Source organism: Pseudomonas sp. 09C 129, assembly GCF_002843625.1.
Lineage (GTDB): Bacteria > Pseudomonadota > Gammaproteobacteria > Pseudomonadales > Pseudomonadaceae > Aquipseudomonas > Aquipseudomonas chlororaphis.
This window is the reverse complement of record NZ_CP025261.1, coordinates 1,721,724-1,744,765: the sequence shown is the minus strand read 5'-3', so window position 1 is coordinate 1,744,765 and position 23,042 is coordinate 1,721,724. Positions and strand designations below refer to the sequence as shown.

Below are 23,042 nucleotides of genomic sequence, written 5' to 3'. Positions count from 1 at the left end.
TTGCCTCGGGCGAACCGATTATTCTATCCGCCCGCGGTTAAAAGTCCGTTGTGTTTGGCCGAAGGCATGACCGAACCTCCATTTCCGATCCAGCGCAGCCAGGAAGGGCTCGGGATCTCCTGACAAGGTTCACTTATGCATCGCAGGCATCTTCTGAAAGCATCCATGGCGCTGGCCGCCTACACCGGCCTGTCAGCCACGGGTCTGCTGGCCACCCGGGCCTGGGCGGGCGCCGCCGACGGCGAAGCGCAAGCCTTCGATTTCGAGATTCTCAAGGCCCGGGCCAAGCAGTTGGCCGGCAAGCCCTACGTGGACACCAAGCAGGTGCTGCCGCCGACCCTGGCGACCATGACCCCGCAGAACTTCAACGCGATCCGGTACGACGGCAACCACTCGCTGTGGAAGGAGCTGAACGGCCAGCTGGACGTGCAGTTCTTCCACGTCGGCATGGGCTTCAAGCAGCCGGTGCGCATGCACAGCGTCGATGCCAAGACCCGGCAGGCGCGGGAAGTGCATTTCCGCCCGTCGCTGTTCAACTACCAGAACACCAGCGTCGACACCGCGCAGCTCAAGGGCGACCTGGGTTTTGCCGGCTTCAAGCTGTTCAAGGCCCCGGAGCTGGACAGGCACGATGTGGTGTCCTTCCTCGGCGCCAGCTATTTCCGCGCGGTGGACAAGACTGGCCAGTACGGTCTCTCGGCCCGCGGCCTGGCGATCGACACCTACGCCAAGAAGCGCGAAGAATTCCCCGACTTCACCCAGTTCTGGTTCGAGACCCCGGACAAGGACAGCACCCGCTTCGTGGTCTATGCCCTGCTCGATTCGCCCAGCGCCACCGGCGCCTACCGCTTCGACATCGACTGCCAGGCCGAGCGCGTGGTGATGGACGTCGATGCGCACGTCAACGCCCGCACCGCCATCGAACAACTGGGCATCGCGCCGATGACCAGCATGTTCAGCTGCGGCACCCATGAGCGGCGCATGTGCGACACCATCCATCCGCAGATCCACGACTCGGACCGCCTGGCCATGTGGCGCGGCAACGGCGAGTGGATCTGCCGCCCGCTGAACAACCCGGCGACCCTGCAATTCAACGCCTTCGCCGACAAGGACCCGAAGGGTTTCGGCCTGGTGCAGACCGACCACGAGTTCGCCAACTACCAGGACACCGTGGACTGGTACAGCCGGCGCCCGAGCCTGTGGGTCGAGCCGACCACCGCCTGGGGCGAAGGCTCGGTCGACCTGCTGGAGATCCCCACCACCGGCGAGACCCTGGACAATATCGTGGCCTTCTGGACCCCGAAAACACCGCTGGCCGCCGGGGATTCGCTGAACTACGGCTACAAGCTGTACTGGAGCGCCCTGCCACCGGTGGGCACGCCGCTGGCGCGGGTCAACGCCACCCGTTCGGGCATGGGCGGCTTCGTCGAGGGCTGGGCGCCGGGCGAGCATTATCCGCCGGTCTGGGCCCGGCGCTTCGCCGTGGACTTCAACGGCGGCGGGCTGGAGCGGCTGCCGGAGGGCACCGGCATCGAGCCCGTGGTCACTGCGTCGAACGGTCAGGTCAAGGATTTCCACGTGCTGAAGCTGGACGAGATCCAGGGTTATCGCGTGCTCTTCGACTGGTACCCGACCAACGACAGCGTCGATCCGGTGGAGCTGCGGCTGTTCATCCGCAGCAACGATCGCACCCTGAGCGAAACCTGGCTGTACCAGTACTTCCCGCCGGCACCGGACAAGCGCAAGTACAGCTGATGCAGCACTATCTGTAGCCGCTGCCGCAGGCTGCGATGGGCCGCGCAGCGGACCCAGGCTCTTCAGTCGATCCGCGTCGCCCGATTTGCGACCGGTTCCCGGTCGATCGCAGCCTGCGGCAGCGGCTACAGGTTGCCCGCCAGCACAAAAAACCGGCCCTCACAGGCCGGTTTTTTTATGCCTCCGCGCAGCTCACTCGCGCAGATCCGACTCGTGAATCGGCTGGTCGCGATGGGTCGCGCGCTGGTACTGCGCCGGCCAGATCGCCTTGTGCCCGCTCAGGTCGTCGTCGGCGTGCAGCGGCCAGTACGGGTCGCGCAGCAGCTCCCGGGCGAGGAAGATGATGTCGGCCTGGCAGGTGCGCAGAATATGCTCGGCCTGGGCCGGCTCGGTGATCATGCCCACGGTGCCGGTGGCGATCCCCGACTCCTTGCGCACCCGTTCGGCGAAGCGGGTCTGGTAGCCCGGGCCGGTGGGGATTTCGGCATTGACCGCGGTGCCGCCCGACGAGACATCGATCAGGTCCACACCCAATGCTTTCAGGCGGCATGCCAGCTCGACGGTTTCGTCCGGATTCCAGCCGTCCTCAACCCAGTCGGTGGCCGACACCCGGACGAACAGCGGCAACTCTTCCGGCCAGACCGCCCGCACCGCCTCACACACCTGCAGGACCAGGCGAATGCGGTTATCGAAGGAGCCACCGTACTGGTCGCGACGCTGATTGCTCAGGGGCGAGAGGAATTGATGCAGCAGGTAGCCATGGGCGGCATGCACTTCGACCACCTTGAAACCGGCGACCAGGGCGCGTTTGGCCGAATCGACGAAGGCCTGGACGATCGCGGCGATCTGCCCTTCGTCGAGCTGGGTCGGCGGCGTGTGTTGCGGGTCGAAGGCAATCGGCGAAGGGCCAACCGGGACCCAGCCGCCCTCCTCGGGCTTGACGCTGCCGTGCTTGCCCAGCCAGGGCCGATGGGTGCTGGCCTTGCGTCCGGCGTGGGCCAGCTGGATGCCGGCAACCGCGCCCTGGGCGGTGATGAACCGGGTGATGCGTTGCAAGGGTGCAATCTGTTCGTCGTTCCACAGGCCGAGGTCCTGGGCGGTGATGCGCCCGTCGGCGGTGACCGCCGTGGCCTCGGTGAAAATCAGTCCGGCGCCGCCCACGGCACGACTGCCGAGGTGCACCAGGTGCCAGTCATTGGCCAGTCCATCTACGCTGGAGTACTGGCACATGGGCGATACCGCGATGCGGTTGAGTAAGGTCAATTGACGAAGGGTATAGGGCTCAAGCAGCAGACTCATGGGGCACCTCTCGATCAGTGGTCAGGCTCCAGGGTTCTGTTTGAAAAGTCGACGAGTGACTGGAAAGGAACAGCGCCCGCCCCCGCGGGAGAAAAAGGACAAAACGTCACAAGGCCAATCAAGCAGTGTTTAGAGCCTAGTCGACAACGGCGCGACCAGCAGGGTTCCGATGCACTTTGTCAGTGCCCGGCCTGGTACACCGCAGCGTCCTCTTCGCCGGCAAGCCTGGCTCCTACAGAAGCAGCGCCCACCGTTCGTAGGAGCGAGGCTTGCCCGCGAAAGCGTCCGCGCGGGTCAGCGCGGTTCGATATGGGCAATCATCAGTTGCACCGTTTCCTGGCCGCGGAACTCGTTGAGGTCCAGCTTGTAGGCCAGTTCCACCCAGCGGATGGTCGGGTTCGGCCAGATATCGCGGTCGATGCCGAAGGCAATGCCGTCGAGTTTCACCGAACCGCATTCGCTGCGCAGCACCACCTTGAGGTGGCGCTCGCCGACGACGCGCTGCTCCACCAGCTGGAACACGCCATGGAACAGCGGCTCGGGAAAGTGCTGGCCCCAGGGCCCGGCATGGCGCAGGGCGCGGGCCAGTTCGAGGTGGAACTCTTCCACCGCCAGGGTGCCGTCCGACAGCAGGCGCCCGGTCAGGTCTTCCTCGCGCAGCTGGCGGCGCACCTCGGCATCGAAGGCCTCGGCGAAGGCCGGGAAATTCTGCTCCGGCAGCGACAGGCCGGCGGCCATGGCGTGACCGCCGAACTTGCTGATCAGGTCCGGATGTTTGGCCGCCACCGCGTCCAGGGCGTCGCGGATATGAAAGCCCGGCACCGAACGCGCCGACCCCTTGAGCATGCCTTCGCCGGCGTCGGCAAAGGCGATGGTCGGCCGGTGGTAACGCTCCTTCAGCCGCGAAGCGAGAATCCCGATCACTCCCTGGTGCCAGTCGGGCTCGAACAGGCACAGGCCGAACGGCATTGATTCCACCGGCAAGTCCTTGAGCTGGGCCAGGGCTTCGCGCTGCATGCCCTGCTCGATGGATTTGCGATCCTGGTTCAACTCGTCCAGCTGGCTGGCCATTTCCCGCGCCAGGGCCATGTCATGGCTGAGCAGGCATTCGATGCCCAGGCTCATATCGTCCAGGCGGCCGGCGGCATTCAACCGTGGGCCAAGGATGAAGCCCAGGTCGGTGGAGGTGATGCGCGACGCCTCGCGCTTGGCCACTTCGAGGATCGCCTTGATCCCCGGCCGCGCGCGCCCGGCGCGAATCCGCTCCAGCCCCTGGTGCACCAGGATGCGGTTGTTGGCGTCCAGCGGCACCACGTCGGCCACGCTGCCCAGCGCCACCAGATCCAGCAGCTCGCCGATATTCGGTTGCGGCTTGGCTTCGTACCAGCCAAGGCTGCGCAGGCGGGCGCGCAGCGCCATCAGCACATAGAAGATCACCCCGACCCCGGCCAGCGCCTTGCTCGGGAACTCGCAGCCGGGCTGGTTCGGGTTGACGATGGCGTCGGCCGCCGGCAACTCGTGGCCCGGCAAGTGGTGGTCGGTGACCAGCACTTTCAGCCCGGCCGCCTTGGCCGCCGCCACGCCCTCGACACTGGAGATGCCGTTGTCCACGGTGATCAGCAACTGCGGCTTGCGCTCCAGAGCCACCGCGACGATTTCCGGGGTCAGGCCATAGCCGTACTCGAAACGGTTCGGCACCAGGTAATCGACATGGGCCGCGCCCAGCAGGCGCAGGCCGAGCAGCCCCACGGTACTGGCGGTAGCGCCGTCGGCGTCGAAGTCGCCGACGATCAGGATGCGTTCGCGCTGCTCCAGCGCCGTCACCAGCAAGTCGACTGCCGCCTCGATGCCCTTGAGCTGCTGGAACGGGATCAACCGCGCCAGGCTCTTGTCCAGCTCGGCCTCGGACTGCACGCCACGGGCGGCGTACAGGCGGGTCAGCAACGGCGGCAGATCACCGAGAAACGGCAGGGTGGCGGGCAACTCACGAGGTTCGATACGCATGGGGTGACAGAAGCTTCTCTTCGATACGGGGGATACGGCGAAACAACGCGGCGTGGCGAACTCAGCGTTCGCCCAACAGCCATTCCAGCTGGACTTCGTGCTGGCCGCGATCGTCGGTGACGAAGATCGTGCCTTCGCTGATCATCACGTCCCACTTGATAACGCGCGGCATGTCCTTGGCCAGGACTTCCAGGACGTCCTGAGGCACGCCGGCGATATTGAGGTTCTTCAGGTTCTTCACCGCGTCCACTACGCGGGTCTGCCACACGCGCAGGCTGCCGTAGGCCAGCAGGCTGGTGCGCTCGGTACGGCGCGAACACCAGGTCAGGCGCTCGGCGTCCGGCTGGCCGACTTCGATCCAGTGCAGCACGCGGTCGTCCAGGCTTTTTTCCCACAGGGCCGGCTCATCCACTTCCGACAGGCCACGACCGAACGACAGGTGTTCGTTGTACCAAAGGGCGTAGGCCAGCAGACGCACGGTCATGCGCTCTTCGGTTTCCGACGGATGGCGGGCGATGGTTTGCTTGACGCTTTCGTACACCCCGCGATCGAGGTCAGTCAGGTTCAATTCAAACTTGTAGGTGGTAGACGGCTGGGCCATGGACGGGGCTTCTTGATACGAGGAAAGGCGGCAAGTCTAACCGATGCACGCGCCAATCCACGAATCGCGCACCATCATCCTTTGGCGAGGGAGCGCCGGGCTATGTTAAAACGCTCTACCGTCCAATCTTTGTCCTACAAGGATCTTCCATGCCGCTTACCGCCAAACCTCTTGCCGGCCTGAAAGTCGTCGAACTCGGCACCCTGATCGCCGGCCCGTTCGCCTCGCGCATCTGCGCCGAATTCGGCGCCGAAGTGGTCAAGGTCGAATCGCCGGACGGCGGCGACCCGCTGCGCAAGTGGCGCAAGCTGTATGAAGGCACGTCCTTGTGGTGGTTCGTCCAGGCGCGCAACAAAAAGTCCCTGACCCTGAACCTCAAGCACCCGGACGGCCTGGAGGTGCTGAAGAAGCTGTTGGCCGAGGCCGACATCCTGATCGAGAACTTTCGCCCCGGGGTCCTGGAAAAGCTCGGCCTGGGCTGGGACACCCTGCATGCGCTCAATCCCAAGCTGGTGATGGTGCGCCTGTCCGGCTTCGGCCAGACCGGGCCGATGAAGGACCAGCCCGGTTTCGGCGCGGTCGGCGAGTCCATGGGCGGGCTGCGCTACATCACCGGTTTCGAGGACCGGCCGCCGGTGCGCACCGGCATTTCCATCGGCGACTCGATTGCCGCCCTCTGGGGCGTGATTGGCGCGCTGATGGCCCTGCGGCACCGTGAGGTGAACGGCGGCCAGGGCCAGGTGGTGGACGTGGCGTTGTACGAAGCGATCTTCGCCATGATGGAAAGCATGGTCCCGGAGTTCGATGTCTTCGGCTTCATCCGCGAACGCACCGGCAACATCATGCCCGGCATCACGCCCTCCTCCATTCATACCAGCGCTGATGGCAAGCATGTGCAGATCGGCGCCAACGGCGATGCGATCTTCAAGCGCTTCATGCTGCTGATCGGCCGCGACGACCTGGCCAACGACCCGGCCCTGGCCAGCAACGACGGCCGCGACAGCCGGCGCGACGAGCTGTACGGGGTCATCGATCGCTGGGTCAACTCGCTGCCGCTGGAGCCTGTGCTCGAATTGCTGAACCAGGCACAAGTCCCTGCCAGCCGCATCTTCAGCGCCGAGGACATGTTCAGCGATCCGCAGTTTCTCGCCCGGGAAATGTTCCTCCAGGCCAAGCTGCCGGACGGCAAGGCATTCAAGATGCCCGGCATCGTGCCGAAACTCTCGGACACCCCAGGCTCGTCCGAATGGGTCGGCCCCGCGCTCGGCGAACACAATGCCCAGGTACTGGGCGCCCTGGGCTACGACGAGCAGCAGATCAAAAGCCTGCGTGACAACGGCGCGATCTAGTTTGAAAAGCAATGCCTTTTACCGACAAGGATCAGCAGCCTGATGACCCCATGCCGTAGCAGGCGAATGATTCGTGGCATACGCCTGTTGTCGATGCTGCTGGCGCTCGGCGCCTGGTCACCGGCCAGCCAGGCCCGGGACACGCTGATCTGGGTGTTGCGCGACCTGCCGCCGATGACGATTTTCGAAGGTCCGCAAAAAGGCCTGGGCGTGATCGATCAGGCCCTGCCCGCGCTGATGGCCAGCCTGCCGGAGTACGACCATCAGTTCGTGCACGTCAACCGCGCCCGGGCCATGCAGATGCTCCGGGAACTGCCCTTCGTCTGCGATCCGGCGCTGCTGTTCACCCCGCAGCGGGCGCAATGGCTGGCGTTTTCCATCACCACTTTTCGCATGTTCAGCAACGGCCTGGCGGTACAGCGCCAGGACCGTCCCGACCTGCTGCCGTTTATCCATGACGGCCAGATCGACCTGGGCGCACTGCTGGTCAGCCCCCTGCACAATGTGGGCGTGGTGGCCGAGCGCAGCTATGGCGAACCGATCGACAGCCTGCTCAAACAGGCTCCGCTCGGCGCGCTGATGGCCCACTACGGCAACAGCGCCATCGGCAACCTGCTGCAGATGCAACGCCACGGGCGCCTGAAAGCCTTGATCGGTTACCAGACAGAAATCCGTTTCCAGGCGCAACAGCAAGGGATCGATCCCGATGAGCTGGAGTTCTACCCGATCCAGGGCATGCCCAGATACCAGTCAGTGAACGTCGGCTGCTCGAACACAGCGCAAGGCAGGCAGGCGGTGGAGCGCATCAACCGGGCGCTGCTCGAACTGCGCCCGCACACCTTGCTGGAGCTTTATGCCCAGTGGCTGGAACCGTCACGGCGCGAGCAATACCGCAGCGATGCCCTGGCGTTTTTCCGCGACGCGCCGCTGCGATAAAAAATCCGGGCAAAAAGAAACCCCGAGCAGTGGGGAGACGACTCGGGGTTAAACGTGGCCTGAAACCAGACCCGCGCAACAGGCGACAAGCACCGGAGCACAATGCTCGATCCTGTTGCCAAGGGTCTGACTGATGGCTTGCTGCGAAGGTTCCCGAAAATTCCAGTCAGCGTGCGCTGTCGAACGCCTTCTCCCGGGCCACATTGCGCAAGGCCGCGATGACACAGGGTTCCAGACGGCCTTCGGCGATCAATACGTCGCGATGCAGACCGTCGACGACATCGGTCAACTGGCGCTTGTCGGTCAACTGGGCCTGGCTGAACTCGCGCTCGACCACGATGGCCCCCAAGGCATTCTTCAGGGTCACCAGGCATTCCCCCTGCGCGCGCGGGGTCAGAGTTACCTGATACGGGCTCAAAGCTTCACCCAACAATAGGCTGATACTTTCCATCTCGATCACCACTCAATAGCTGGAATTAAGGCTCGAATACACCAATGCCGGTAGCTTTCTGGCATTCAAGTGACCATCGCCCAGAGAAGAAAGTTCGCAACCGCCAGCGGTTGCCGACCTGAGTCGATCCAGCATGCCCGCAAAACATGACAGATAAAAAACAGCCCGGATCAGACTAGAATCGGCACTCAAACCAGAAACGAACGCGACGGAGCCGGCTGATCGATCAGCGCCTCGACCTTCTTGTAGCGCAATACCGCCTGTTGGCAGGAATAGCGCCGAGGGTCGATCCGAACCGGCATCGCGACCTGCTCCCGAGGCGGATTTTCAGGCCTGGCGCAGGTCTTTCTGGCAGGTGGGGGTGTGGCCATGGGGGCCCTCTCCTCGAGCGGTTGGCAAAGCCCGGCGGCGCAGCGATGACGGTGCCCGGTTGCAGGGCCTGTCCGAAATGCTGCCTTCTCACCGGAGCGAGTCTTGAATCAAACGTCCAATAAAAAACTGCGGATCGTCCTGGCCGACGATCACCCGATTTTCCTCATCGGCCTGCGGGCCGTCCTGGAGCGCGACGACAACCTGGAGATCGTCGGCGAAGCCAGTTCCCCGACCGCCCTCGGCGAACTGCTGCAAAGCTGTCCCTGCGACGTACTGGTCACCGACTTCATGATGCCGGGCGAACAGCAGAACGATGGTCTACGCCTGATCGAGCAACTGCGCCGGCATCATCCCCGGCTGCCGATCGTGGTGGTGACCATGCTCAACAATGCCGGGCTGTTCCGTTCGATTCTCGACCTGGGCGTCTCGGGGCTGCTGAGCAAGGCCAGCCTGGCCGACGAGCTGCCAGCGGCGATCAGCCATGTGCGCCGCGACAAGGTGTTTGTCGCCCAGGCCATCCAGCAACTTCTCAGCCTGGCGGGCGAGGTCGGGCCGGATCGCTTGTTGTCCGGGGAACAGCTGTCGCCCCGCGAGCTCGAGGTCATCCGCCTGCTGGCGGCCGGACTGACGGTCGGGGAAATCGCCGCCAAGCTCAGCCGCAGCAAAAAGACCGTCAGCACCCAGAAGGTCAGCGCCATGCGCAAGCTCGGCCTGTCCAGCGCCGCGGCGCTGTACATCTACGTGCAGGAACACGGGCTCGCCTGAGCCCCGGCTCAGCCGGCCTGTTCGTCGAGCTCGTCATGCAAGCGCCGGGCGATCCACTGGCGCACGGCGACGGCGCTCATGGGCTCGGCGATGAAACAGCCTTGCAGGCGCGCCTGCCCCAGCTTCTTGGCCTCCTGATAGTCGGCGGCGCTCTCGATACCCGCCAGCACCACGCCCAGCGACATGCGCCGGGCCATGCTCATGGCGCCGGCCACCACGGCCGCCTTGCGCTCATCGCCAGCCAGCCCGCAGACGAAGGCCGGCGGGATCTTCAGCTCGGTGAACGGCAATTCCAACAGGCGCTGCAGGCTGGTGCCGCCGGTGCCGAAGTCGCCAATCGACAGCTTGCAGCCGATCATGCGCAGGCGCAGCAGGGCCTCCACATGGGCGATATCGGTTTCCAGTTCGGTGGTCTCGACGATTTCCAGGGTCAGCAGGCGTGCCGGCACTTCAAAACGCCGTAGCAGGGTTTCCAGCTGACGCGCGAAGTTCGGCAGTTCCAGCATGCCCACCGGGATATTCACCGAGATCGCCAGCGAACGGCCCATGACCAGGCGCACTCCGGCCGACAATTGCAGGGCCTGCTCCAGCATGAGCCAGGTGAAGGCTTCCTCCAGGCCGGCGAATTCGATCACTGGCAGGAACTCGGCGGGCAGCATCAAGCCGTGTTCCGGGTGCTGCCAGCGCGCCAGCGCCTCGACGCCCAGGACCTCGCCGTCCTGGCTGACCACCGGCTGGAAGTGCGCGACCCCATGACGCTGTACCGCCGCCAGCCCTTCCTCGGCGGTCGGCACCTCCGGCTGGAACACATCCAGGGCCAGGGTTTCGCGCACCTGGGCCAGCGACAAGTCTTGCGGCCCAGGCTCGAAGCATTGCTGGTACAGGCCCAGCAGTTCATTGAGCAGGGTGACCGAGGCCGGCTTGGGCAGACAGCCCAGCACATTCAGGCCCTGCTGCCGGGCCATGGCCGCGGCGCCTTCGCGGACATCCGCTTGCGCGTCGCTGAGAATGATCAGCGCCTTCGCCCGTTGCTGCTCTGCCAGGTAACGAATCAGCTCCAGCCCGTCGGCCTGCTCCAGGTACAGATCGCAGATGGCAATATCCACCGGCCCCTTGTTGTCCAGGGATTGTCGGGCGGCGGCAACGCTTTCGGCATTCAACACGTTGAACACGCCATTGGCGTTGAGCATCTGGTGCAGGGCCATCAACTGGAACGAATTGTCTTCAAGAACGAGCACTTTCAACCTGTGCATGGAACGACCTCCGATACGGCGAGAGCGGCGAGAATCCGCAGCGGGCCGGTACGTTAATCGCAGCGGGCAGGCCGCCCCATAAGACAAGTCTTAATCGCTACCCAGATGCGGCTCGATATCGCTGCGCAAGCAACCGATGGCCTCCTTCAGGCGCAGCCAGTGCTCCGCCAGCACCGCCGTCGAGCGGGCCCGGGCAACGGCCTCCAGGTCGATGCAGACCTGGGCCAGCGGCAGCGCATCGATCAGGCAGCACACCCCTTTGAGGCGGTGCGTGGACGCGCCGATACGCGCCCAGTCCTGCTCCAGCACCGCCGATTCCAGGGCCGCCTGCTCCTGCCCCAGGTTGCTCCACAGCTCGCGCAGCATGCGTTGCAGGATCGGCTCGTCCGCCTGGGTCATGGTGCGCAGGGTCTGGATGTCGAAGGACGGCGGCGGCAAGAAGCGCGCAAGCATCTGCGCCAACCGGTCCAGGGTCACCGGCTTGACCAGCAGTTCATCCATGCCGGCCTGCTCGCAGCGCTGCTGCTCATCCTCGAAGGCATTGGCCGTGCAACCGATCAGCGGGCAGGCGTCACGCCCTTCCCGGGCCTCGATCTGCCGTATCGCTTCGCTCAGCTGATAACCGCTCATGCCCGGCATGTGGCAGTCGGTCATCACCAGGTCGAACGCCTCGCCCTGCCAGCGCGCCAGCGCCACCTCGGCGCTGTCGAGCGCCACCACCTTGTGCCCGAGGAACATCAGTTGCTGGCTGAGCACCATGCGATTGGCGCGTACGTCGTCGACCACCAGCACCGACATGCGACGGCTCTGCGGGCGCTCGCGGGTCACCTGGGGCGACTGGCTGAAATCCTCGACCACCTGTTCCGGGTAAAGCTCAAGGGTCACGGTGGTTCCCGCGCCAGGTTGGCTTTGCAGCAGAATGCGCCCGCCCATCAGCTCCACCAGTTGCTTGCAGATGCTCAGGCCCAGGCCGGTGCCGCCCTGCTCCGGCGTCGTCTGCAGATGGGCCTGGATGAACGGATCGAACAGGCTCGCCTGCTTCTCGGGGCTGATGCCCGACCCGGTGTCGGCCACGCTGATGCACAAACGGTCGGCGCCATGTTCATCGGCCTGGCGCTCCACGGACACCCGCACCTCACCGGCCTGGGTGAACTTCAGGGCATTGCTCAGCAGGTTGTGCAGCACCTGGCGCAGGCGCAGCGGGTCGAGCCAGTAGAAGCCGTCCGCCGCCTTGTCGAAGGCCAGCGTCAGGTGCAGCCCCTTGTTGCGCGCGGTGACCTCGAACAATTGCTGTATGTCTTCGAAGAAGCCTCGCAGGGCCACGGTCTGCGGCGCCAGCTGCATGTGCCCGGCCTCGATCTTGGCCAGATCGAGGTTGTCGCCCATCAGGCCGACCAGCTCCTGTGCCGACTGGTAGGCCACGCGCAGCGCATCGGAAAACGGCATGCCGCGCAGGCGCGCCTGTTCCTTTTCCAGTTCCAGCAAACCGATGATCGCGTTCATCGGCGTGCGTATCTCGTGGCTCATGGTCGAGAGAAAGGCGCTCTTGGCATAGTTCGCCTGATCCGCCGCGCGACGCGCTTGCAGCAGCTCTTCCTCCAGGCGCTTGCGCTCGGTGATATCGATCCAGCCCCCCAGCAACCCCTGCAATTCACCCTGGGCGCTGTAGAACGGTACCGTCCATTGATAGACATGCACCGGGCCCCTTCTGGACTCGATCTGACGGTCGACGAACACCGACTCCTGGGACTCCAGCTGCTCCAGGAACTCGCGGTGCAACTGCCGGGCCGTGGCCTCGGGCAACACATCCAGCTCGGTCAGGCACAGCCCCTTGATCTGTTCCAGGCGCATGCCGGTCTGGGTTTCGTAGCTTTTGTTGCAGGTGATCAGGCGCCCGGCCAGGTCGCGGACGAAGATCGGGTTGGGGATACCGTCGAGCAAGGCGCGCTTGAACGCCACCTGGTCGTTGAGGCGTTGCTCGGCTTGCAGGCGCTGGCGGATCTGCCCCTTGAGCCGGGTGTTCCAGGCCAGGGACAGCAGGCCGAACAGGATGGCGGTGAAGGTGACCCAGTAGATCCACACCGGCACCCGCTGCCACATGGGCACCGGCACCGGGGTCACCCCGAGCCATTTCAGGCGGATGGCGCTGAGCTCGGCCACCGGGAAGGCTTCCAGGGCCTTGTTCAGAATGCTCAGCAGCTCGGGCTGGTCCCGGCGCACCGACAACTCGTCGGCCGACCACTTGCCTTCGACGCTGCGGCCGATGCGCAGCCCGTTCGCCGGATACCCCTGCACCTCGACTTCATTCTGGATGGTCGCGTCGGCCTCGCCATTGGCCACCAGGGCCCGCGCCTCCTGGTAGGTAGCGACCGAACGCAGGCGGACCTTCGGGTAGTTCTGCCGGACGTAGCTTTCCAGCGCATGCTTGGCCGGCAGCGCCAGCACCCGGCCCGCCAACTGGCTGAAGGTGTTGAGCTGGATGTCCTCGGCGCGGACCACGAACACCCAGGCCGAACCGCCGAAGGGGTGGGTGAAGTCGAGGAAGCCGCAGCGCTCGTCATTGGCCGACAAGGTGGTGTTCATCTGGGCCCGGCCCTTGAGCAGCAGGTCCAGGGTATGGGTCGTGGAAAAACTTTCCTCCTGGATGAACTGCAGGCCGGTCATTCTCGAGATGCGGTTGAGCAGGTCGATGTTCAGCCCGGTCCACTGGCCGTCCTTGTCCTTGAACACGTAGGGTGGGTACTGCTGGGAAGCCACCACCACATGCTGATGTTCGAGCAGCCAGGCGCGCTCCGCCTTGCTCAACTTGATCCGCTCGTCGCCGGTGCTGGCGCCCAGCCCAGTGGTCCAGCGGGCCAGGATTTCCCGGTCCGTGGAATCGTCGATGCTCTCCAGCGCTCGCTCGATCAGGCGGCTCAACAACGGGTCGCTCTGGCGCGTGGCGAAGGCAAAGCCGATCGGCGGCAGCCGGCTGCCGGTGCGGACCTGCAACCCCAGGTAAGGACGCAGCGCCTTGTAGGCACGGACGATCACTTCATTGCCGATAAAGGCATCGACATCCCCCTGATTCAGCGCTTCCAGGCCGCTGTACAGATTGGGCGAGAGAATGATCTGGCTGTGGGGATAAGCCGCGTGGGCGACCTTCGCGTCCGCATACCCTTCCAGCAGCACCACTTTCTTGCCGGCCAGGTCCTCGGGGATCTGGGCCTCGTCCCGGCGTACGACCACCACCGCCCGGTCAGGCATGTAGTCGCTGGAAAAGTGCAACCCGGTGACCCCGCGCTCGTAACCGTTGGCGCTGGTGAGGATGTCGATCGTGCCATTGCGCAGCGCCTCGACCGCTTGCTCGCGCTCGGAGAACCCCAACACCTCCATGGGCATGCCCAGGCGTTCGCCGACCAGGCTCAGGTAGTCGGCGCTGATGCCCTGGTAACGATTGCGGTCGCGCGTGATGTCGATCGGCTGGTAGTCATCGATCGAAATGCCCACCTTCAAGGTGCCACGGCCCGCCAGCCATTGCCGTTCGACCGGGGCCAGGGTGAGCGGCTCCAGTTCGACGAAGGCCGGCACCAGCTTGAAGGGCAGGTTCTGCGCCGCCATCAGGCACGGGGCCAGGGCCAGCGTCGCCAAAACCATCAATGTGCACAAAACCGGGCGCAGCAACATAAGCATCCTGTGGGTGATCCTCGACGCGTCGCCGCCCTATTCTAGATGCTCTGTCCTTGAGCTCTGGCCTTAAGTTCTGTCCTTGGAAGACGCGCCGCGATAAACAGCCTGTGTATAAAAAGACAAAGCCCGTCAGAGACGGGCCTTGTTGACGATCGATGTCAGTCGATCAGAGCGGTTTGCCGCGATTGCCGTGCTGGCTGACAAAGGCCTGGACGGCCTTCAGGTCGTTGGCCAGGACGGTGCAACGCTCTTCGCGCTCGAACAGATCGGACAGGTGCGCCGGCAATTCCAGGGCCTTGCCGATCCCGGCCTGCTCCACCGCTTCCGGGAACTTCACCGGATGTGCGGTGCCCAGCACCACCATCGGGATGTCCAGGCTGCGACGGCACTCACGGGCGGCCTTGACGCCGATCGCGGTGTGCGGGTCGAGCACTTCTCCAGTCTGGGCGAAGACTTCGGCGATGGTCTCGCAGGTCTGGGCGTCGTCCACGGCCAGGGAGTCGAACAGCTTGCGCGCTTCGGTCCAGCGCTCCTGCTCGACGCTGAAACCGCCACCCTGCTTGAAGGAGTCCATCAGCCCGGCCAGCGCGGCACCGTTGCGACCGTGCAGGTCGAACAGCAGGCGCTCGAAGTTCGACGAGACCATGATGTCCATCGACGGCGACAGGGTCGCGTGCAGGGTTTCCTTGACGTACTGGTTGCCGCTCATGAAGCGGTGCAGGATGTCGTTGCGGTTGGTGGCGACGATCAGCTGGTTGATCGGCAGGCCCATGTTGCGGGCCAGGTAACCGGCGAAGATATCGCCGAAGTTGCCGGTCGGCACCGAGAACGCCACCGAACGCGCCGGGCCGCCCAGCTGCAGGGCCGCGTGGAAGTAGTAGACGATCTGGGCCATGATCCGCGCCCAGTTGATCGAGTTCACCGCCACCAGGCGGGTGCCCTTGAGGAAGCCCTGGTCGGCGAAGCTGGCCTTGACCATTTCCTGGCAGTCGTCGAAGTTGCCTTCGATGGCGATGTTGTGGATGTTCTCGCCGAAGATGGTGGTCATCTGCCGGCGCTGCACTTCGGACACACGGTTGTGCGGGTGCAGGATGAAGATATCGACGTTGTCGCAGCGCTTGCAGCCTTCGATGGCGGCCGAACCGGTATCACCGGAAGTGGCGCCGATGATCACCACGCGCTCTCCACGCTTCTCCAGCACGTAGTCCAGCAGGCGACCCAGCAGTTGCAGGGCGAAGTCCTTGAACGCCAGGGTCGGGCCGTGGAACAGCTCCAGGACCCACTCGTTGCCGTTCAGCTGGCGCAGCGGGGCGATGGCGTTATGGGAAAACGCACCGTAGGTTTCTTCGAGGATTTTCTTGAAGTCGGCATCCGGAATGCTGCCGGTGACGAACGGGCGCATCACCCGGAAGGCCAGCTCGTGATACGGCAGGCCAGCCCAGGAAGCGATTTCCTCCTGGGTGAAACGTGGCAGGTTTTCCGGTACGTACAGACCGCCGTCGCTCGCCAGGCCGGCCAGCAGGACGTCTTCGAAATTCAGGGCCGGTGCCTGGCCGCGGGTGCTGATGTAACGCATATAAGCAAACCTTTGGTGTGGAGCTGCAAGCTTCAAGTGACAGGCGACAAGTCAAAGCGAATCGGCTTTTACTTGCAGCTTGCGGCTTGGCGCTTGCCGCTGAATTAATTCAGATGTTCGACGCGGATCCGCACGACCGGACCGACCACGCCCTGCAGGGCTTCCAGCGCGGTGATCGCATCGTTGATGCGCTGTTCCACCACCCGGTGGGTCAGCAGGATCATCGGCACCAGGCCGTCGTGTTCTTCGACCTCTTTCTGCATGATCGACTCGATGTTGATGCCGCGCTCGGACAGGATGCTCGCCACCTGGGCCAGTACGCCCGGGTGATCCTTGGCCTGGATCCGCAGGTAGTAGGCGCTTTCGCAGGCCTCGATCGGCAGGATTGGGTGCGCCGACAGCGAGTCCGGCTGGAAGGCCAGGTGCGGCACGCGGTTCTCCGGGTCGCTGGTCATGGCGCGAACCACGTCCACCAGGTCGGCGATCACCGACGAAGCGGTCGGCTCCATGCCGGCACCGGCGCCGTAGTACAGGGTGGAGCCGACGGCGTCGCCGTTGACCATCACCGCGTTGAACACGCCATTGACGTTGGCGATCAGGCGATCGGCCGGGATCAGCGTCGGGTGCACGCGCAGCTCGATACCGGCATCGGTGCGGCGGGCCACGCCCAGGTGCTTGATGCGATAGCCCAGGGCCTCGGCGTAGTTCACGTCGGCGGTGGTCAGCTTGGTGATGCCTTCGGTGTAGGCCTTGTCGAACTGCAGCGGGATACCAAAGGCGATGGACGCCAGGATGGTCAGCTTGTGCGCCGCGTCGATGCCTTCGACGTCGAAGGTCGGATCGGCTTCGGCGTAACCCAGGGCCTGGGCCTCGACCAGCACGTCTTCGAAGGTGCGACCCTTCTCGCGCATTTCGGTGAGAATGAAGTTGCCAGTGCCGTTGATGATCCCGGCCACCCAGTTGATACGGTTGGCCGACAGGCCTTCGCGGATCGCCTTGATGACTGGAATACCACCCGCCACAGCGGCCTCGAACGCCACGATCACACCCTTCTCACGGGCCTTGGCGAAAATTTCGTTACCGTGTACGGCGATAAGCGCCTTGTTGGCGGTGACCACATGTTTACCATGCTCGATGGCCTTGAGTACCAGCTCGCGGGCAACGGTATAGCCGCCCATCAGCTCTATGACGATGTCGATCTCAGGGTTCGTGGCCACTTCGAACACATCGTTGGTAATCGCAATACCGGTCGTTTGGAACTGAGGCTTTGGCGTGCGCATGGCAATTTGTGCCACTTCGATTCCACGCCCGGCACGACGAGCAATTTCCTCGGCGTTACGCTGAAGTACATTGAAGGTACCGCCACCGACGGTACCCAGCCCACAGATGCCCACTTTGACCGGATTCACTCTGAACTCCCCATGAAACGGCCGACACTAGGTCGGCCGTGGAAAACAGCCGCAAACCACACGGCTCTCTATTAATGACGCGTCGGCCACAACCGCCGCGCCATGATCGTCAAAGGCTCGACGACGCAGGATTATTTCGCGCCCAGCGCCAGTTTGGCGACTTGTGGCGCAGGCTGGTAGCCCGGAATCACTTGGCCGTCGGCCAAAACGATGGCCGGCGTGCCGTTCACCCCGATCGACTGGCCCAGGGCGAATTGCTTGGAAACCGGGTTGGCGCACTTGGCGGCCTTGATTTCCTTGCCATCGACCATCTTGTCCATGGCCGCTTTCTTGTCGGCCGAGCACCAGACCGCCTGCAATTGCTCGTCGCCCGGCGAACCCAGGCCCTGGCGCGGGAAGGCAACGTAACGCACTTCCACGCCCATCTTGTTCAGCTCAGGCACTTCGGCGTGCAGCTTGTGGCAGTACGGGCAGGTGGTGTCGGTGAAGACGGTGATGTGGGTCTTGGTTTCGCCGATGGCCGGGTAGACCACGGTTTCAGCGACCGGAATGGCGTTGATCAGCTTGGCCACGCCCAGGCGCTCGGTCTTTTCGGTCAGGTTGACCGGCTTGCCGTCCTTGAGCTGGAACAGGTAGCCCTGCATCACGAACTGGCCGTCGGCGCTGGCGTACAGCACGCGGCTGCCCTTGAGCTTGACTTCATAGACACCGGGCAGCGGGCTGGCGCTGATGCTTTCTACCGGGACTTCGAGCTGCAGGCCCTGGAGGCTTTTACGAATCGCTTTTTCGGCGGCGTCATCGGCCATAACAAAGGTACTGGCCAACGCAATGGCTGCGGCGGCGATTATCTGGGTCACGCGCATTGGGAACTCCTGAAGGCGGACAAATGGGACGGTCAGAACGCCCGTACTGGAACACCGGGTCATAACGGCCCACTTTGTAAACCGGCAAAGCCTACCACATAAGGCCCGCCTGGCGGGCTCCCGCTGAGCCAAGCCGGTCATTTGCCGATCAGCGCAGAACCGCTCCCGGGTCGCCGCAGCCGGTGTTCGCGGCGACCGACACCTCACTCAACCGCGAGGATGGTGCTTGGCATGCAGCTCCTGCAAACGGGCCCGGGCGACATGGGTGTAGATCTGGGTGGTCGACAGGTCGCTGTGGCCAAGCAGCATCTGCACTACCCGCAGGTCGGCGCCGTGGTTGAGCAGATGGGTGGCGAAGGCATGTCGCAAGGTGTGCGGCGACAGCGACTTGCCGATCCCGGCGACCTTGGCCTGATGCTTGATCCGGTGCCAGAAGGTCTGCCGGGTCATCTGCTCGCCGCGCTGGCTGGGGAACAGCACATCGCTGGGCCGCCCGCCGAGCAGCTCGCCACGGGCATCGCGCATGTAGCGCTCGACCCAGACAATCGCTTCCTCGCCCATCGGCACCAGGCGCTCCTTGCTGCCCTTGCCCATCACCCGCAACACGCCCTGGCGCAGGTTGACCTGCTCCAGGGTCAGGCTGATCAGCTCGGTGACCCGCAGGCCGCAGGCATACAGGACTTCAAGCATGGCGCGATCGCGCTGGCCGATGGCCTCGCTGAGGTCGGGAGCGGCCAGCAGGGCCTCGACATCGGCCTCCGACAAAGACTTGGGCAACGGCCGCCCCAACTGCGGCATGTCAACTTGCAGCGTGGGATCCACGGCAATCAGCTTTTCCCGCAGCAGGTAACGATAGAAGCCGCGCACCCCGGAGAGAAAACGCGCGGTCGAGCGTGGCTTGTAGGCCTGCTCCACCCGCCAGGCGAGGTGGTCGAGAATCAGCTCGCGACCGGCATTTACCAGCTCCAGTCCCTTTTCCTGTAGCCAGCCGTTGAACAACGCCAGGTCACTGCGATAAGCCTCGCGGGTGTTGTCCGAAAGACCCTTTTCCAGCCATAGCGCATCGAGGAAACGGTCTATCAGGGGATGGTCGATGGCAGGCATAAATACTCGAAAGGCGCGGCCTTGAGGCCGGGCGCAAATAAATAGTGAACTGTGCAGAGGGTCGCTAGTCTTTCATAGCCCGCTATTTCAAGGAACAGGGAGCTTCAATGAACGAACAACAGATTCTGTTGGCCTTTGGCGGCATAGGCGTGGCGGCAGTGGGCTGCCAATGGCTGGCCTGGCGCCTGAAACTGCCGGCCATTCTGTTCCTGCTGTTGAGCGGCATTCTCGCCGGCCCGGTCCTGGGCTGGCTCGACCCGCAGGAACTGTTCGGACCGCTGCTGATGCCACTGGTGTCGCTGGCGGTGGCCTTGATCCTGTTTGAAGGCAGCCTGACCCTGCACCTGTCGGAGTGGCGCGAGATCGGCAAGGTGGTGCACCGGCTGGTGACCATCGGCGCCCTTTCGACCTGGGCGGTGATCACCCTGGCCACCCACTGGCTGCTGGGCTTCGACTGGCTGCTGGCGCTGCTGTTCGGCACCCTGACCCTGGTCACCGGGCCCACCGTGATCGTGCCCATGCTGCGGGTGGTGCGGCCCAAGGCGTCGATCGCCAACATCCTGCGCTGGGAAGGCATCGTCATCGACCCGATCGGTGCCCTGCTGGCGGTGGTGGTCTACAGCTTCATCATCGCCAGCGCCGAGGGCCAGGGCCTGCAGCACAGCCTGATGACCTTCGGCGGGGTAATCCTCTGCGGCAGCCTGTTCGGCATCGTCGGCGGCTGGGTGCTGGGGACCATCATGCGCCGCCAGTGGCTGCCGGAATACCTGCACAACCTGGCCACGCTGGCGGCGGTGCTGGGCATCTTCATCGGCGCCAACCAGGTGATGCATGAGTCCGGCCTGCTGGCCGTGACCCTGATGGGCATGTGGATGGCCAACATGAAGGACGTCGACGTCCGGCACATCCTGCATTTCAAGGAAAACCTCAGCGTGCTGCTGATTTCCGGGCTGTTCATCCTGCTGGCGGCGCGCCTGGACCTCAACGCCCTGATCGCCCTGGGGCCGCTGGTGTTGATTCTGCTGCTGGTGATCCAGTTCATCGCCCGGCCCTTGAACGTGCTGCTGTCCACCGCTGGTTCGAACCTGAGCTGGCGCGAGCGGGCCCTGCTGGCCTGGATCGCGCCCCGAGGCATCGTTGCCGCGGCGGTCTCGGCGATCTTCGCCATTCGCCTGGACCAGGCTGGTCATGAAGGGGCGCTGCTGCTGGTGCCGCTGACCTTTGCCGTGATCATCGGCACCGTGGTGCTGCAAAGTGCCACCGCGCGGCCGCTGGCACGTCTGCTGAAGGTCGCGGAACCGGCACCGAGCGGCTTCCTGATCGTCGGTGCGAACGCCCCGGCGCGAGCCATCGGCAAGGCTCTGCAACAACTGGGCAGCCGCGTGCTGCTGACCGATTCGAGCTGGGAGAACATCCGGGCCGCGCGCATGGACGGCCTGCCGACCTACTTCGGCAACCCGGCATCGCAACACGCCGATGCCCATCTGGACCTGGTGGGGCTTGGCCATCTGCTGGCGCTGTCGCCCTCCGGCGAATTGAACACCCTGGCCTCCATGCGTTTTCGCCACGACTTCGGCCATCAGCGCCTGTTCGGCCTGGCCAACAGCCAGGAAAGCCGGCGCACCGACAAGCACCGGGCCAGCCATGAACATCGCGGGCACCTACTGGGTAACGAGACGCTGTCCTACAGCAAACTGGCCAGCCTGCTGGGACAGGGTGCGGAGCTGTACAGCACCAACCTGACCGAAGGTTTTGGCTGGGAGGATTACCAGGCGCTGCATGGTGAGCGGGCGACCCTGCTGTTCGCTCGCGACAACAGCGGCTGGGTGCATGTGCTGACGCCAGGCAGCGCCCTCAAGCCCTCCGCGGGCTGGACCCTGGTGGCGTTGATTCAGAAGGATACGGCGGCCTGATAGCCCATCGCGGGCAAGCCTCGCTCCTACAGAACGGTGAAATCCCGCAAGAGCGAGGCTTGCTCGCGATCAGTCGACAAACCCCGGCAGCACCGGTACCGGGCGCTTGTCGTCATCGATGGCGACAAAGCTGAACAGGCCGTGGATGGCCTTCTCTCGCCCATCGCAGCTCATGCTCTCGACGAACACCTCAACCTCGACCTTGAGGCTGGTATTGCCGACCTTCACCACCCGTCCCACCAGCTCGACGATGGATCCGGCGGCAATCGGGTGATTGAAGTCGATACGGTCGGTGGACACGGTCACCAGCGGCAGCCGGCAGAAACGGGTCGCGGCGATGAACGACACTTCGTCCATCCAGGCCAGCGCCGTGCCGCCGAACAGGGTGTTGTGGTGGTTGGTGGTCGACGGGAATACCGCCTTGGTCACGCGGGTCACCGACAGCTCGGTCCGGCGTTGGATTTCTTGCTCGCGGGGGCTCATGGTTCTACTGCCTGAAACACAATTCGGGGATAAATGACGGGCAACAAAAAAGCAGCCCGTAGGCTGCTTTTTTCTGCATCGGAAGCTGGACTTAAGCCAGTTTTTCCTTGATGCGAGCTGCTTTACCCGACAGGTCGCGCAGGTAGTACAGCTTGGCTTTACGTACGTCACCGCGACGCTTGACAGCCATGCTGTCGATTTGCGGGCTGTAGGTCTGGAAAGTACGCTCTACGCCAACACCGTTGGAGATTTTACGAACGGTGAATGCACTGTTCACGCCGCGGTTACGCTTGGCGATTACAACGCCTTCGAACGCTTGCAGACGGGAACGATCGCCTTCCTTCACTTTCACCTGAACGACAATGGTGTCGCCCGGGGCAAAGGCTGGGATCTCTTTGGTCATCTGCTCTGCTTCGAGTGCAAGAATGATTTTGTTGGTCATGCTGTGCTCCTAAGGTAAATCGTCAGATCTACCATCGATACGTTGTTAACTATCGTCCCGCTCGCGGATGTATTCCTCGAGCAGCTTCTTCTCTTCTCCAGAAAGCGAGCGGCTTTCCAGAAGATCGGCGCGTCGTTCATAGGTCCGACCAAGGGACTGCTGTAAACGCCAACGCCGGATGTGTGCGTGGTTGCCACTCAGCAACACGTCGGGAACACGCTGATCCGCATACACCTCCGGTCGGGTGTAGTGCGGGCAATCCAGCAGACCATCCGTGAAGGAATCCTCCTCCGCGGAATCCGCATGCCCTAAAGCTCCGGGCAGCAGTCGCGTAACCGCATCAATCAGGACCATCGCCGGCAGCTCGCCACCGGAGAGTACATAGTCGCCAATCGACCACTCTTCATCGACATGAGCTTCAATAAAACGCTCGTCAATGCCTTCATAACGACCGGCAATCAGGATCAATGCATCCTCATTCGCCAACTCGCGTACCGCCGACTGAGTCAGTCTGCGGCCTTGGGGCGACAGGTAAATCACCTTCGCGCCCTCCCCGGCTGCCTGCCTGGCCTGAACCAGAGCATCTTCCAGGGGCTTGATCTTCATCACCATGCCCGGGCCACCGCCAAATGGGCGATCGTCCACAGTGTGATGTCGATCCGTGGTGTAGTCTCGCGGATTCCAACAGGTCAGCTGCAAGAGCCCCTGTTTCACCGCGCGGCTGGTTATGCCGTAGTCGCTGATGGCGGAAAACATCTCGGGAAACAAACTGATCACTTCTACGCGCAGGCTAGCCAC

The 23,042-nt window shown here is 63.9% G+C and carries 19 protein-coding genes; 5 read left to right on the top strand and 14 right to left on the bottom strand.

Annotation, left to right across the window (positions count from 1 at the left end; all coding sequences use genetic code 11):
• Positions 1-135 precede the first annotated feature (135 nt).
• Complete coding sequence (locus tag CXQ81_RS07965) at positions 136-1,755, top strand: glucan biosynthesis protein D (protein ID WP_007928017.1); 1,620 nt, start codon at positions 136-138, stop codon at positions 1,753-1,755.
• A gap of 192 nt (positions 1,756-1,947) precedes the next feature.
• Here CXQ81_RS07965 and CXQ81_RS07960 read toward each other — a convergent pair whose 3' ends face one another.
• The 3 genes from CXQ81_RS07960 to CXQ81_RS07950 all read right to left on the bottom strand — a co-directional run bounded on the left by CXQ81_RS07960 (position 1,948) and on the right by CXQ81_RS07950 (position 5,659).
• A complete protein-coding gene (locus tag CXQ81_RS07960) occupies positions 1,948-3,054 on the bottom strand; it encodes an NADH:flavin oxidoreductase/NADH oxidase (protein WP_009042333.1) in 1,107 nt (368 codons plus the stop codon).
• A 294-nt stretch (positions 3,055-3,348) separates the two neighbouring features.
• Entirely contained in the window at positions 3,349-5,058 is a 1,710-nt protein-coding gene (gene recJ, locus CXQ81_RS07955) for a single-stranded-DNA-specific exonuclease RecJ (protein ID WP_053259755.1), read from the bottom strand.
• 61 nt (positions 5,059-5,119) lie between these two features.
• Positions 5,120-5,659, bottom strand: coding sequence for a YaeQ family protein (locus CXQ81_RS07950; protein WP_007923023.1), 540 nt, complete (start codon positions 5,657-5,659; stop codon positions 5,120-5,122).
• A 149-nt stretch (positions 5,660-5,808) separates the two neighbouring features.
• Between CXQ81_RS07950 and CXQ81_RS07945 the strand changes: the two genes are divergently transcribed.
• Together CXQ81_RS07945 and CXQ81_RS07940 are read left to right on the top strand one after the other, a co-directional pair.
• On the top strand, positions 5,809-7,008 hold the full coding sequence (locus CXQ81_RS07945; protein ID WP_101336927.1) for a CaiB/BaiF CoA-transferase family protein: 1,200 nt from the start codon (positions 5,809-5,811) through the stop codon (positions 7,006-7,008).
• A 66-nt stretch (positions 7,009-7,074) separates the two neighbouring features.
• Positions 7,075-7,944: a TIGR02285 family protein gene (locus CXQ81_RS07940; RefSeq protein WP_371860875.1), complete on the top strand. Its 870-nt coding sequence runs from the start codon at positions 7,075-7,077 to the stop codon at positions 7,942-7,944.
• A gap of 166 nt (positions 7,945-8,110) precedes the next feature.
• Here CXQ81_RS07940 and CXQ81_RS07935 read toward each other — a convergent pair whose 3' ends face one another.
• Together CXQ81_RS07935 and CXQ81_RS31005 are read right to left on the bottom strand one after the other, a co-directional pair.
• The gene (locus tag CXQ81_RS07935) at positions 8,111-8,395 is read right to left on the bottom strand and encodes a DUF3509 domain-containing protein (protein ID WP_007923026.1); all 285 of its coding nucleotides are present in this window, start codon (positions 8,393-8,395) and stop codon (positions 8,111-8,113) included.
• Positions 8,396-8,583: 188 nt separating this feature from the next.
• The gene (locus CXQ81_RS31005) at positions 8,584-8,766 is read right to left on the bottom strand and encodes a hypothetical protein (protein ID WP_124298080.1); all 183 of its coding nucleotides are present in this window, start codon (positions 8,764-8,766) and stop codon (positions 8,584-8,586) included.
• Positions 8,767-8,869: 103 nt separating this feature from the next.
• Here CXQ81_RS31005 and CXQ81_RS07930 point away from each other — a divergent pair, with 103 nt between their 5' ends.
• Positions 8,870-9,532, top strand: a complete 663-nt coding sequence (locus CXQ81_RS07930; RefSeq protein ID WP_101336926.1) for a response regulator transcription factor — start codon at positions 8,870-8,872, stop codon at positions 9,530-9,532.
• Between the two features lie 8 nt (positions 9,533-9,540).
• Here the strand turns inward: CXQ81_RS07930 and CXQ81_RS07925 are convergent, their stop codons facing one another.
• The 6 genes from CXQ81_RS07925 to xerD all read right to left on the bottom strand — a co-directional run bounded on the left by CXQ81_RS07925 (position 9,541) and on the right by xerD (position 19,406).
• Positions 9,541-10,785, bottom strand: a complete 1,245-nt coding sequence (locus tag CXQ81_RS07925) for an EAL domain-containing protein (protein WP_101336925.1) — start codon at positions 10,783-10,785, stop codon at positions 9,541-9,543.
• Positions 10,786-10,875: 90 nt separating this feature from the next.
• A complete protein-coding gene (locus CXQ81_RS07920; RefSeq protein WP_101336924.1) occupies positions 10,876-14,451 on the bottom strand; it encodes an ATP-binding protein in 3,576 nt (1,191 codons plus the stop codon).
• 169 nt (positions 14,452-14,620) lie between these two features.
• Positions 14,621-16,030 (bottom strand): threonine synthase, encoded by a 1,410-nt coding sequence (gene thrC / locus CXQ81_RS07915; RefSeq protein ID WP_053259750.1) that lies wholly within the window; start codon positions 16,028-16,030, stop codon positions 14,621-14,623.
• 104 nt (positions 16,031-16,134) lie between these two features.
• Positions 16,135-17,439 carry a homoserine dehydrogenase gene (locus CXQ81_RS07910; protein WP_007927672.1) on the bottom strand — a complete coding sequence of 435 codons (1,305 nt, stop codon included), beginning with the start codon at positions 17,437-17,439 and terminating at the stop codon, positions 16,135-16,137.
• A gap of 131 nt (positions 17,440-17,570) precedes the next feature.
• Positions 17,571-18,302, bottom strand: coding sequence for a thioredoxin fold domain-containing protein (locus CXQ81_RS07905; protein ID WP_007927673.1), 732 nt, complete (start codon positions 18,300-18,302; stop codon positions 17,571-17,573).
• Between the two features lie 207 nt (positions 18,303-18,509).
• A complete protein-coding gene (gene xerD, locus CXQ81_RS07900; protein ID WP_007927674.1) occupies positions 18,510-19,406 on the bottom strand; it encodes a site-specific tyrosine recombinase XerD in 897 nt (298 codons plus the stop codon).
• A 107-nt stretch (positions 19,407-19,513) separates the two neighbouring features.
• Here xerD and CXQ81_RS07895 point away from each other — a divergent pair, with 107 nt between their 5' ends.
• Complete coding sequence (locus tag CXQ81_RS07895; protein ID WP_101336923.1) at positions 19,514-21,319, top strand: sodium:proton antiporter; 1,806 nt, start codon at positions 19,514-19,516, stop codon at positions 21,317-21,319.
• A 69-nt stretch (positions 21,320-21,388) separates the two neighbouring features.
• Here CXQ81_RS07895 and CXQ81_RS07890 read toward each other — a convergent pair whose 3' ends face one another.
• The 3 genes from CXQ81_RS07890 to trmD form a co-directional block, all read right to left on the bottom strand.
• A complete protein-coding gene (locus CXQ81_RS07890; RefSeq protein WP_007927676.1) occupies positions 21,389-21,802 on the bottom strand; it encodes an acyl-CoA thioesterase in 414 nt (137 codons plus the stop codon).
• Positions 21,803-21,893: 91 nt separating this feature from the next.
• Positions 21,894-22,244 carry a 50S ribosomal protein L19 gene (gene rplS, locus CXQ81_RS07885; RefSeq protein ID WP_009047143.1) on the bottom strand — a complete coding sequence of 117 codons (351 nt, stop codon included), beginning with the start codon at positions 22,242-22,244 and terminating at the stop codon, positions 21,894-21,896.
• A 45-nt stretch (positions 22,245-22,289) separates the two neighbouring features.
• On the bottom strand, positions 22,290-23,042 hold the full coding sequence (gene trmD / locus CXQ81_RS07880; protein WP_053260045.1) for a tRNA (guanosine(37)-N1)-methyltransferase TrmD: 753 nt from the start codon (positions 23,040-23,042) through the stop codon (positions 22,290-22,292).